Source organism: Paenibacillus fonticola DSM 21315, from assembly GCF_000381905.1.
Classification (GTDB): Bacteria; Bacillota; Bacilli; order Paenibacillales; family Paenibacillaceae; genus Fontibacillus; species Fontibacillus fonticola.
Genome location: NZ_KB907265.1, coordinates 1 through 11,804, shown reverse-complemented (window position 1 = coordinate 11,804; position 11,804 = coordinate 1). Strand labels below are relative to the sequence as shown.

Here is an 11,804-nt window from a genome sequence, read left to right as displayed (position 1 = left end):
TATATAACGAATTGAGGCGGTGGAGGGGCTTGTTTCCTAATGTGAATGACCTGTTATATATTCAGGTTGCATCAGCGGACGGCAAAGATATGGACAAAGAATGCAAATCGCGGATCGCGGATATGGAAGAAGATACGCTTTTGATAGAAGTACCAATTGAAAGCGGCAGCGGACGGATTAAACGGCTGTATATGGGAGATGAATTATCTGTTTACTTTTTGACTGAGCAGGGCGTGAAAAATTACTTCAATACCTATGTACTCGGGTTTGCAGATGATGTCGTTCAGCTTGTAAGGATCAGGAAGCCTGAACCGGAAACGATTACCAAAATTCAGCGTCGCCACTTCTTGCGTGTCATAGCCAAGCTTGATTTGGCAGTCAGGCTGAAGGATAATACCCGCTTTGTAGCCTTCACTGAAGACGTCGGCGGCGGCGGGGTGTCTTTTCTTGCGGACAGCAAGTACAAGCTTGCTGAAGGGGAACCGCTGTTTTGCTGGCTGCTTCTGTCGTTTAAGAACGGCTCCATCGACCATGTTCCATTTGAAGCCCAAATCGTACGTACGAAAAAGCTTGAGACAGGCCGGACGATGACGATGGTGAAATTTGTAAGCATCTCCGACATGGAGCGGCAGAAGCTGATTCGCTATTGCTTCGAACGCCAGTTTGATTTTAAAAATCGTTAAACTGCTTAGAAGATACGTGGTACGGGATACGTCAGAAACGTTAATTAGCATATCGTATGGATACCGCGGGTTGGCCTGCTGTTTTGTTGGATAAAATATCAGTATCTAATGAAGCAGGAGGTTCGTTATGGCGAAGGACAGCGGTTCTAAGGAATATACGGAAATGTTTTTGCAATTCAGCAGCCGGGCAGAAGCGGTGTTAATCCGAATGACCATCACCTGTTTGATCGGACTGTGCCTCTTCCAGGCGGCACTTCGTATTCCCGTTTTAAGAGAATATATCGCCTCTGCTGATAAATTTGAGGGCGTTGCAATCGAACAACCATTAGGTCGCTAGGCAAGCCAGGAAAGTTTCGGTTTTTTTGCATCCCATTCCGTTGTGTGGTATAATTTTCACGTCGCAGGCAATGCCTGCTTTTTTATTGAGACCGTGTTTTTCATGAGGAGGCGTCACCGTTGGCAAGGACATCGTCATCACAATATGGCAAGATCAACATCGCGATTGACGGACCTGCCGGTGCGGGTAAAAGCACAATCGCCCGGATGGTGGCAAGCCTGCTGTCCTACGTCTATGTAGATACTGGTGCAATGTATCGCGCAGCAACCTGGTATTTGCAAAATCTCGGCATACAGCCGGAAGAAGTAGACAAAGTGCTTCATTCTATACAGAACTTGGGTATTGAATTAATACCGGGAGAAGATGGACAGCAAGTCATCGTAAACGGTCAAGATGTTACCGCGGAAATCCGTTCTCTAACGGTTAGCTCTCAAGTGTCCCGATATGCGCAAATCGAGGGGCTGCGGGCATGGCTCGTATCTCTTCAACGCCAAATGGCCTTGCGCAAAGGCGTCGTCATGGACGGACGCGATATCGGTACGACGGTGCTTCCCGATGCCGAAGTGAAAGTGTTTATGACGGCTACCGTAGAGGAGCGCGCCCGTCGCAGATTCAATGAAATGCAGGAACAGCAAGGAATTACGATGGAGAAGATCGCCCATGATATCGCAGAGCGGGATCGGCTGGACCAGGAGCGGGAAGTGTCCCCCCTTCGTCAGGCTGAGGATGCTATACTGCTGGATACGACACAATTGACTCCTCGTGAAGTGGCAAGCCGCATCGTTTCATTAACCGAAGCTTATGGGAGAGAGAACAGGAATGATTTATAGCTTTTGCCGTGGTGCATTAATACTAATTTATAAAGCGCTATTCCGTTTGGAGGGGAAAGGTCTTGAGCATATCCCCAAGGAAGGCGGCGTACTGCTCTGTTCCAATCATATCAGTGTACTGGATCCGCCAACGATCGGAATCCTTTTGAAGCGAAAAGTGCATTTTATGGCGAAGAAAGAATTGTTCGACATTTTCGGATTTGGCTGGCTGATTACACAACTTGGTGCGTTTCCTGTCAAAAGGGGAGGCGTTAGCAAGGAGTCGATCAAGACGTCGTTAACCATTTTGCGGACGGGCAAGGTGATGGGAATTTTCCCAGAAGGGTCCCGTTCAGGCGGGATGGGCAAAAGAGGAGCAGCGACCTTCGCACTTCGCAGTGATTGTGCGGTCATTCCCGTAGCTATAGTCGGCAATTATAAATTGTTCAGGAAAGTGAAAGTTGTCTACGGAGCTCCAATCGATTTAACGGAATTCAAAAACGGCGATGTGCCTGACGCCGCAGAACGGGCAACGGAGATAATCATGGCCCGTATTAACGAGCTTAAAGCTCAAGGGTAAGGAATGATCGCTGAATAAGCTCTGAATATGCATGAAGCTATAGAGCATTTGGAAAGCTATCATCAATAAAGTTGTTTTGAACTTCGCATTAAGCGGGTTTAAATAAATGGGTTGCTGAATTGAGGAGGGTATTGACATGTCGGAAGAAATCAAAAATCAAGAAGCTGTCGAGGCAGTGAGCCAGGATGAACTGGATCAAATCGTATCCTTGAAAAAAGGGGACACCGTCAAAGGAACGATCGTCAAAATCGAGGATAACCAGGCTTATGTAAGCATTGGATATAAATATGACGGCGTTATTCCTATTCGTGAATTGTCTTCTGTTCATTTGGACAGCGCTGCGGATGCCGTTGAAGTGGGCCAAGAAGTAGAGACGAAAGTCGTCAGCATTGACGATGAGAAAGAACGCCTCGTGCTATCCAAGCGTGCGATCGACAGCGAGAATGCGTGGGAAGTACTTCAGCAGCGTTTTGAAAGTCAAGAGACTTTCGAGGTTACTGTTGCTGATGTCGTAAAAGGCGGAATCGTCGCTGATGTCGGCGTTCGCGGATTTATCCCGGCATCGATGGTGGAGCGTCACTTCGTTGAAGATTTCAGCGATTATAAAGGGCGCACACTTCGCGTTAAAGTGAAGGAAATCGATCCTGAGAACAACAAAGTTATTTTGTCTCAGAAAGATGTGCTTGACGAAGAGTTTGAAGCGAACAAGCTGAAAGTGATGAGTGAATTGCAAGAAGGCCAAGTGATCGAAGGTACGGTACAGCGCCTGACTCAATTCGGAGCATTCGTCGATGTAGGCGGCGTAGACGGACTCGTTCACGTATCCGAAATTGCCTGGAGCCATGTTGAGAAGCCGGCCGATGTGCTTTCTGAAGGAGAGCAAGTGAAGGTGAAAGTTCTCAAAGTTGATCCTGAGAAAGGGAAGATCAGCCTTAGCATTAAGGCGGCAACACCTGGCCCTTGGGAAACGGCTGCCGAGCAATTTAAATCGGGAGATATCGTGAGCGGTGAAGTGAAGCGTCTTGTGAACTTCGGTGCTTTTGTTGAAATTGCACCTGGGGTTGAAGGACTTGTTCATATCTCTCAAATTTCCCATAAACATATCGGTACACCGCATGAAGTGTTGAAGGAAGGACAGACGGTCCAAGTTAAAATTCTTGATGTGAATGCGGCTGAGAAACGGATTAGCCTTAGCATCAAGGAGACCGAAGAAGCTCCAGCTGTGCCGGAAAGAAGCGAAAAACCGTCCAGAGGCAGCAGCGTGAGAAAAGAAGACTTAGGCGATAATCCTAACGTGTCTTTGAATAACCAAGGACTGAGCATTACCCTTGGCGAGCGCTTTGGCGACAAATTGAGCAAATGGAAATAAGCGACGGGATATAGCAGGCATAAAATCGGCGACCCCCTAACATGGGTTCGCCGATTTTTATTTTTCCGGGTCGACTTATGGCGGCTCCAGAGTAAAGAAAGCGGGACCGGCAATAATAGTAACGTTTGTTGTTCCTTTTTTAGGTACAAAGTGATGCAGAAAATAAGCAATGAAACGTTAGCCAATTAAAGCTTTTTTTGCTATGATGATATTCGTGAATCATTGACATTGTAAGCTTTTCGTTTAAATATAAGAATGAACTGGGAGGTATCCTTATGGCAAGACCCGTTGTGGCGATTGTAGGAAGGCCGAATGTGGGGAAATCCACGGTTTTTAACCGGATTATCGGGGACCGCCTTGCAATTGTGGAAGACAAGCCCGGAATTACGCGCGACCGCATTTACGGCTTGGGCGAATGGAACGGCAAACCGTTCAGCATTATCGATACGGGGGGCATCGAGCTCGGAGATGAAGAGCCGATTTTGAAGTCGATCCGGATGCAGGCAGAACTGGCGATCGAAGAGGCGGATGTCATCGTCTTCATGTGCGATGCCAAGGCCGGCGTAACGAGCTCGGATGAGGAAGTCGCAAATTTACTGTACCGCTGCGGCAAACCGGTTATCGTTGCCGTGAACAAAGTCGATAATATCGGACGTTCCGATCTTATTTACGAGTTCTATAATTTGGGATTCGGCGATCCTATTGGCATTTCTGGCAGCCACGGGACAGGGATTGGTGACTTGCTTGACGCGATTTCGGACAATTTGCCCGAACTGGCGGATGATGAATATGACGAGGACGTCATTCGCGTAGCTTTGATTGGGCGGCCGAATGTAGGAAAATCGTCACTGATTAATGCGATTTTAGGTGAGGAACGGGTTATCGTCAGCGATATCGCCGGAACGACCCGCGATGCGATCGATACGCCGTTCGAGAAGGATGGGCAGCGTTACGTGCTTATCGATACCGCTGGAATGCGCAAACGCGGCAAGGTGTACGAAACGACGGAGAAATACAGCGTGATGCGCGCTATGAAAGCGATTGAGCGGGCGGATGTCGTGCTCGTTCTGATTAATGGCGAGGAAGGGATCATCGAGCAGGATAAGCATATCGCCGGTTATGCCTATGAGGCGGGTAAAGCTTCCGTGTTCGTCGTCAACAAATGGGACGTTGTAGAGAAGGACGACAAAACGATGCATCAATTTGAACAGAAAATCCGCGATCATTTCTTGTTCATGACTTATGCGCCAGTTGTGTTCCTTTCCGCTAAAACGAAGCAGCGCCTCCACAGACTACTCCCTGTCGTACAGCATGTGGCGGATCAGCATGCAAAAAGAGTACAGACGCATTTGCTGAACGATGTCGTATCTGATGCGATTGCGATTAACCCTCCGCCTACCGATAAAGGCAGAAGATTGCGAATTAATTACGTAACGCAGGTCACGGTAAAGCCGCCGACCATCGTTGTATTTGTAAATGATCCGGAACTGATGCACTTTTCCTATGAGCGTTATTTGGAGAACAAAATCAGGGCGGCTTTTGATTTCGAAGGTACACCAATTCGCTTGTTTACGCGCCGGAAGTCTGATGAAAGTTAGGAGAGGAAAAATGTGATTTTACCCGTGATTGCAGTAATTTTCAGTTATTTGTTGGGATCGGTCAGCTTTAGTGTCGTGCTGGCGAAGTCCTTGAAAGGAATCGATATCCGTCAGCACGGTAGCGGGAACGCTGGAGCTACCAACACACTGAGAGTGCTCGGCAAAGGGCCGGCGATCATGGTGCTTGCGCTAGATGTTCTCAAGGGTATTGCTGCTGTTTGGATTGGCCGCTGGTTAGGGGGAGAATATGTTTGGGTTCCGCTGCTATGCGGCCTTGCAGCCATCATCGGCCACAATTGGCCCCTGTATTTCCGTTTTCGCGGCGGCAAAGGGATTGCGACAACAATCGGCGTAATGGCTACTTTATTTTTCTTTCCGGCGCTTTATGCCGGAATTATTGCTATTTTGTCTATTGTCATTACAAGATATGTTTCTCTTGGCTCTTTGCTGTTTGTTTTGCTTACCCCGTTATTTCTTGTTCTCGGGGGAGAGATCGGCCCATATTTATGGACTAGTCTTATTATATTTGTCTTTGCTTTCTGGAGACACCGTTCCAATATCGTAAAACTGGTTCAAGGCAAAGAGAATAAATTAGGCTCCAAGGGAGGTAAACGCGTTGTCTGATAAAGCGGCTGTATTGGTAGCGGGCAGCTGGGGAACAGCATTGGCCAGCGTCCTAGCTGAACAAAGGGATGTAATGATCTGGACCCGTAACGAGGCGCAAAGAGACGAAATTAACGAAAAGCACCGGAATGAAAAATTTCTGCCCGGGGTCGAATTAACGCCCCGTATTGTAGCGACGACAAATATGGCGGAAGCGGTTTCTGGCGCGAAAGCCGTGGTCATCGTAGCTCCTTCTTCTGCCGTCCGCGATGTAGCCCGTGCTCTAAAGCCTTATTGGACAGAAAATATGACTGTCGTCCATGCGACCAAAGGCTTTGAAACCGAAACCCTGAAACGGATTTCTGTCGTCATTGCCGAGGAGTTGGGATGCGATGCCGGGCGTATTGTCGTCCTGTCCGGCCCGAGTCATGCCGAAGAAGTCGTGAAACGCTGTCCTACGACCGTTGTCGTAGCCTCATTAGATGAAGAGCAAGCCCAAATCGCGCAGGATTTATTTATGAATTCGTACTTTCGGGTATATACTAACCGGGACATGGTCGGCGTAGAGCTGGCCGGTGCGCTAAAAAACATTATCGCCTTAGGTGCCGGCATGTCGGACGGTCTCGGATACGGAGACAATGCCAAAGCAGCGCTCCTCACCCGCGGACTCGCAGAAATTACCCGCATAGGGGTGGAAATGGGAGCAAATCCGCTCACTTTTGCCGGCCTGGCTGGAGTGGGTGACCTGGTCGTTACCGCTACAAGCCGTCATAGCCGTAATTGGCGGGCAGGCTTTATGCTCGGCGAGGGCAAAGCGCTGGATGCGGTTCTCGGCTCGATGGGCATGGTCGTGGAAGGGATTCGTACGACAAAGGCAGCGCGGACCATTTCCGAAAAATATCAGGTGCAGATGCCGATTGCCCAGCAGCTATATCATGTGCTGTTCGACGGCATTGAGCCAAGAGTTGCTGTAGAGTCCCTGATGGGACGGGATCGAAAAACCGAAATGGAAGTGATGTCACTGGAAACTTGGGAGCAGTGGCACACCTAAATTGTTTATCTTGCTGCGGTAATTGCACACACCTTTTTCGGCTGTTTCTCATACATTGTGAAAGAGGACAGCCGAAGGGGGGAGAATATGAGCAAAATTTCCAAAGATGCCCTGAACGCCATTAACAAAAAGGCCGGCAAAAATATTACCGAAGGCTCTGTAAAAAAGCTGGCAAGCACTGTCAAACCCTCTACTTTGCAAAGTGAAGCAGAGCTGCGGAAGCTGATCAAGCAGGTATCGGCTATGGCAAAAGTACCTGTCTCGGAGAGCACGATCACGGAAATTATCGGAGCCGTCAAGAAGAGCGGCATGAATCCGAACAATATGGAAGCATTAATGAAATTAATGCTAAAGAAGTAAAGGTGCTGATGAGGTACCTGCAGATTTGCAACTCCGCGGCGATTTGCCGCGGTTTTTTTCGTTGGTGTCAGTTCACCGGGATCAATAACTCTTATACATAGCCTGTTTCGGTGCAAAATGCTATAATATTCATCATATCATTAACGTTAATGGGAGAGTTTAGTTCATGGATGCAATGACGAAAATGTGGTTATCGATAGCAGCAATTTTGGTAATGGGTTTGTCCGTCTTTTTGGTCACCTTCGCCCGTACGAAAACAAAAGGAATTGTAAAAGGCATATTGTCATTGCTTGCTTTTGTCATTATGTTAACCGGGTTCCTGATGGGGCTTGTATCGATTACATAATAACAGCAAGGCGGATACGGCCTGGACAACGGAGCAAAGGAAGAGGAAGTTGATGAATAAAGACGTAATTGGGGATAGCCATGACGATTTAGCCGCAGCATTAACCGAACTATGCGCTCAATTAAATAATGCCGGGGCTACTTGGCTGTTGGGGGGAAGCTGCGGTTTATGGCTGCAAGGGGTTCCGCTTGAGCGGGCTCCGCGTGACATAGATGTGTACTGCGACAGAGCGGATTTAAGCGGGCTTCATGACCGTTTGGCCGGACAGTCCCTGGATGAGCCCAAATGGGACGAGAGCGGCTGCTATGCCTCCCTGCTTAGCCATTATCGTATCAAAGCTATAACGATTGAACTCGTCGGCAGCTTTGAAATCCGGAAGGGAAAATCGATTTACCGGACGGAAGTCAACGCCGTTTTAAAAGAACACGCTCATAACAAGCTGCTGGAAGGGGTCTCGGTCCCTTTGATGCCGCTCGCTCATGAGCTGCTGTTCAACGTGCTTAGAGAGCGTCCGGATCGCTACACAGCTGTGGCGCAAGTTATCCGCTCTTCGCCGGACCATCACATGCCCCTGCTGCAGGCGCTTTTAGCGGGGAATGTGTGGGAACCCCAGGTGGTGAGCGGTGTAGCCGAACTGCTGCAGGCGCCTCAATTGTACGAGCAATGGCTGATCAAGCGAAACGCCGAAGCATAGGAGGAGCCGGGAGTGCATATATCAATTCAATTTATGCCGTCAGGGAAAACCGTAAAGGTACGGCGGGGAACTACCGTCCTGCGGGCTGCACGAGATGCCAGAATTCATATCGCTACGCGCTGCGGGGGCAATGCCGGCTGTTTAATGTGCAAAGTGAAAGTAGATGAAGAGCATGGCAAAGCGCTTACCCCTCCGACCGCTAGCGAGCTTCGCAAGCTAGGTCCACTGTTGGAGCAAGGAGTTCGTTTGGCGTGTCAGGCGAAAATATGCGGCGACACTGCAGTAAACGTCCCGGAAGATCCCCTCAAAGCAGCGATCCGCAAGCAGCTCGAGCAGCGTAATGAGGATTTATGGTAAATGGCCATAGATATAAAATACGGATAAACGACAAAAAGGATGAAGAGCTTTGAAACGTTCAGTTAATTTTTTAGCGAGAAGCAAGGGGGTTGTCCGGTATGCCGGACTGCTCATTATTATGATGTTGGCGGTATCATTCATGTCAGGCTGCATGTACCCGGGAGATAAGCGCCAGGAGAATGCGGTGTCCTACCGGGAAAGCGTAGACCGGATCCAAAACGCGCTAAATCAATTTCAGGCCGACAAAGGAATACTGCCGATCATTACAGCAGGGGAGGAAGTGCCTCGATACGAAAAATTCCGTATTGATTTAGACAAGCTGCATAAAATGGGATATATCGACGAGATTCCGGCAACGGCTTTTGAGCAGGGGGGCAGCGCCTATTTTCTCGTCATTGATGAAGAGACGAATCCGACGGTAAAGGTGATGGATTTAGTCACGGTACAGAAAGTTAATGATGTACAGCGGCTGGTAGATCAATATGGGCGGTCCAATCCGGGACAATGGCCGGTAACATCCGAGACGGAAGTGTATCCCGGATTGCATGAAGTCGATTTGAACAAAGTTCGCGGTGAAAATTATGCGCTAACTAGCGTATTTTCCAGGGAGCAGCTTCCTTATATAGTCGATGCAAATGGTCAGGTGTACGTCGACTATGCTTGGGATATTATGCAGGCAATCGATAAATCCGGCTCAGCAGTCAGTGAGGAAGATGGTGATCTTCGGGTAATTTTAAGCAACCAATCTTACTTCGTACCGGTCAAATCACTGCCTTATGCTTGGCTGGACGGTGCCCCGGTACCGCAGGTCGAATAGTGAATCACATACTTTGAAGGATCGAAATGAAGGCTCAAAATGAATGCTCAAACTGAAGGCTCAAAAAATGCCGTCCTATTACTTTGCTGAAGTGATAGGGCGGCTTTTTTTGCCTGTCATACGAACCGGGAGGTTCACATATATTTGTAATATGGCGGAAAATAAAGAGGATCCATAGAGGGATAGTGTGCAAAAAAAAGTAGGCTTGGACGGTATAATCCGTCATAATACAGCATTTGCTACATATGATGTTACTAGTCCAAATGAATGTACGAGTTGTCGCAAATAACGAAGCGGATGCTCTCAAGGCATTTTTCCTTCGGCGAATTTTGAGGAGGGGATATCATTGGTATTGGAGAAAGTGGACATTTACAAGGACATTGCCGAACGCACCGGGGGAGATATTTATCTCGGTGTGGTTGGAGCCGTCCGAACCGGAAAATCGACCTTTATTAAACGCTTCATGGAAACGGTCGTTCTGCCGAACATTTCCAGCGAAGCCGATCGGATCCGTGCAGTGGATGAACTTCCGCAAAGCGCAGCCGGCAAGACGATCATGACGACCGAGCCGAAATTCGTGCCCAACAATGCGGTGCAAATCAAAGTGGCAGAAGGGCTGGAAGTAAATGTCAGGCTCGTAGATTGCGTCGGCTACGCCGTCGAAGGGGCAAAAGGCTATGAGGATGAGAACGGCCCGCGCATGATTTCCACACCGTGGTTTGAAGAGCCGATTCCGTTCCAGGAAGCGGCAGAAATCGGGACGCGTAAAGTCATTCAGGAGCATTCCACACTTGGCGTCGTAGTAACGACGGACGGCACGATTGCGGACATTCCGCGCTACTCTTACGTGGAATCCGAAGAGCGTGTGATCGCGGAATTGAAGGAGGTCGGCAAGCCGTTTGTGCTTGTCATCAACTCCACGCGCCCGCTGAGCGAGGAAGCGCAGCAGCTTCGCGGGGAACTCGCCGAGAAGTACGATATTCCGGTCATCGCTTTAAGCGCGGCGACAATGACGGAGGAGGACGTGACCGGAGTACTGCGCGAAGTGCTGTATGAATTCCCGGTGCACGAAGTCAACGTGAACTTGCCGAGCTGGGTTATGGTGCTGAACGAAAATCACTGGCTGCGCAGCAACTACGAAAATTCCGTTCGTGATACGGTCAAAGATATTCGGCGTCTCCGTGACGTCGACCGGGTCGTCAGCAATTTTCTTGAATATGAATTTATCGACCGGGCTGGACTCAGCGGCCTGAATATGGGGCAGGGCGTAGCGGAAATTGACCTATATGCGCCTGACGATCTGTATGACCGAATTTTGATGGAGGTCGTCGGCGTTGAAATCAGAGGCAAGGATCACCTGCTGCAGCTGATGCAGGAGTTCACGCATGCGAAGAAGGAATATGACCGTTTCGCGGAAGCGCTGGAAATGGTCAAGACGACCGGATACGGCATCGCTGCTCCTTCTCTGGCCGAAATGGCGCTGGATGAGCCGGAGCTCATTCGCCAAGGCTCCAGGTTCGGGGTGCGACTGAAAGCGACGGCGCCGTCGATTCATATGATCCGGGTCGACGTCGAGTCCGAATTCGCGCCGATCATCGGCACGGAGAAGCAGAGCGAAGAGCTGGTGCGGTATTTGATGCAGGACTTCGAGAACGATCCGATAAAAATATGGGAATCCGACATATTCGGCCGCTCCCTGCATTCCATCGTCCGGGAAGGCATTCAGGGCAAAATCGCCATGATGCCGGACAACGCCCGCTACAAGCTGCAGGAGACGCTGGGCCGCATTATTAATGAAGGCTCCGGCGGGCTGATTGCCATCATTTTATAGAAACATTGTCTCCCAACCGCGCACAAAGCTGATAAGCTGTGTGCGGTTTTTTTTGTTTAGGCTTTAGCCAGTTGAGTGCGTGAAACGCGCAAAATAAAAAACTACCCGCTATTGAACTGCACCCCAATATGTTAGATGGTGTCTAACACTAGGGGGCAGTTCACTATGCGGGTGGAGGGATCGAGGGTTTGACCCACAAGGCCATTCCAATACAATTGAGATGTTCAGGCTCTGTTGTTTGATTCTAGCTATGATGAACGTAAACAGACAGCCCTCCACATTGCTACATCTCGTAGGTTAAAATGGAAAGTGGAAAGACCAACCATTTCAGAGCTACATAGCAAAGGAGAGCTGATACTATGCAGTCTA

At 49.1% G+C, this 11,804-nt stretch carries 14 protein-coding genes; all 14 read left to right on the top strand.

The window, feature by feature from the left end; translation table 11 throughout:
- Positions 1-29 precede the first annotated feature (29 nt).
- The 14 genes from G358_RS0119635 (at position 30) to spoIVA (ending at position 11,435) form a co-directional block, all read left to right on the top strand.
- The gene (locus G358_RS0119635; protein WP_019638961.1) at positions 30-683 is read left to right on the top strand and encodes a flagellar brake protein; all 654 of its coding nucleotides are present in this window, start codon (positions 30-32) and stop codon (positions 681-683) included.
- Between the two features lie 127 nt (positions 684-810).
- Positions 811-1,020, top strand: coding sequence for a hypothetical protein (locus tag G358_RS0119630; protein WP_019638960.1), 210 nt, complete (start codon positions 811-813; stop codon positions 1,018-1,020).
- 119 nt (positions 1,021-1,139) lie between these two features.
- Positions 1,140-1,850: a (d)CMP kinase gene (gene cmk, locus G358_RS0119625; RefSeq protein ID WP_019638959.1), complete on the top strand. Its 711-nt coding sequence runs from the start codon at positions 1,140-1,142 to the stop codon at positions 1,848-1,850.
- Positions 1,840-2,409 carry a lysophospholipid acyltransferase family protein gene (locus G358_RS0119620; RefSeq protein WP_019638958.1) on the top strand — a complete coding sequence of 190 codons (570 nt, stop codon included), beginning with the start codon at positions 1,840-1,842 and terminating at the stop codon, positions 2,407-2,409. Before cmk ends, G358_RS0119620 begins: the two co-directional genes overlap by 11 nt.
- Before the next feature lie 136 nt (positions 2,410-2,545).
- The gene (rpsA, locus tag G358_RS0119615; protein WP_019638957.1) at positions 2,546-3,778 is read left to right on the top strand and encodes a 30S ribosomal protein S1; all 1,233 of its coding nucleotides are present in this window, start codon (positions 2,546-2,548) and stop codon (positions 3,776-3,778) included.
- Positions 3,779-4,053: 275 nt separating this feature from the next.
- Positions 4,054-5,376, top strand: coding sequence for a ribosome biogenesis GTPase Der (gene der / locus G358_RS0119610; RefSeq protein WP_019638956.1), 1,323 nt, complete (start codon positions 4,054-4,056; stop codon positions 5,374-5,376).
- Positions 5,377-5,388: 12 nt separating this feature from the next.
- Positions 5,389-6,000, top strand: coding sequence for a glycerol-3-phosphate 1-O-acyltransferase PlsY (plsY, locus tag G358_RS0119605; RefSeq protein WP_019638955.1), 612 nt, complete (start codon positions 5,389-5,391; stop codon positions 5,998-6,000).
- Positions 5,993-7,030, top strand: coding sequence for an NAD(P)H-dependent glycerol-3-phosphate dehydrogenase (locus G358_RS0119600; RefSeq protein WP_019638954.1), 1,038 nt, complete (start codon positions 5,993-5,995; stop codon positions 7,028-7,030). The genes plsY and G358_RS0119600 overlap by 8 nt, the downstream gene beginning before the upstream one ends.
- A gap of 87 nt (positions 7,031-7,117) precedes the next feature.
- Positions 7,118-7,390 (top strand): stage VI sporulation protein F, encoded by a 273-nt coding sequence (locus G358_RS0119595; RefSeq protein WP_019638953.1) that lies wholly within the window; start codon positions 7,118-7,120, stop codon positions 7,388-7,390.
- Positions 7,391-7,556: 166 nt separating this feature from the next.
- On the top strand, positions 7,557-7,736 hold the full coding sequence (locus G358_RS0119590) for a DUF2768 family protein (protein WP_019638952.1): 180 nt from the start codon (positions 7,557-7,559) through the stop codon (positions 7,734-7,736).
- Between the two features lie 52 nt (positions 7,737-7,788).
- On the top strand, positions 7,789-8,430 hold the full coding sequence (locus G358_RS0119585) for a nucleotidyltransferase family protein (RefSeq protein ID WP_019638951.1): 642 nt from the start codon (positions 7,789-7,791) through the stop codon (positions 8,428-8,430).
- Between the two features lie 12 nt (positions 8,431-8,442).
- Positions 8,443-8,787: a 2Fe-2S iron-sulfur cluster-binding protein gene (locus tag G358_RS0119580; RefSeq protein ID WP_019638950.1), complete on the top strand. Its 345-nt coding sequence runs from the start codon at positions 8,443-8,445 to the stop codon at positions 8,785-8,787.
- A gap of 49 nt (positions 8,788-8,836) precedes the next feature.
- Positions 8,837-9,604, top strand: coding sequence for a hypothetical protein (locus tag G358_RS0119575; protein WP_019638949.1), 768 nt, complete (start codon positions 8,837-8,839; stop codon positions 9,602-9,604).
- 352 nt (positions 9,605-9,956) lie between these two features.
- A complete protein-coding gene (spoIVA, locus tag G358_RS0119570) occupies positions 9,957-11,435 on the top strand; it encodes a stage IV sporulation protein A (RefSeq protein ID WP_026342374.1) in 1,479 nt (492 codons plus the stop codon).
- Positions 11,436-11,804 lie beyond the last annotated feature (369 nt).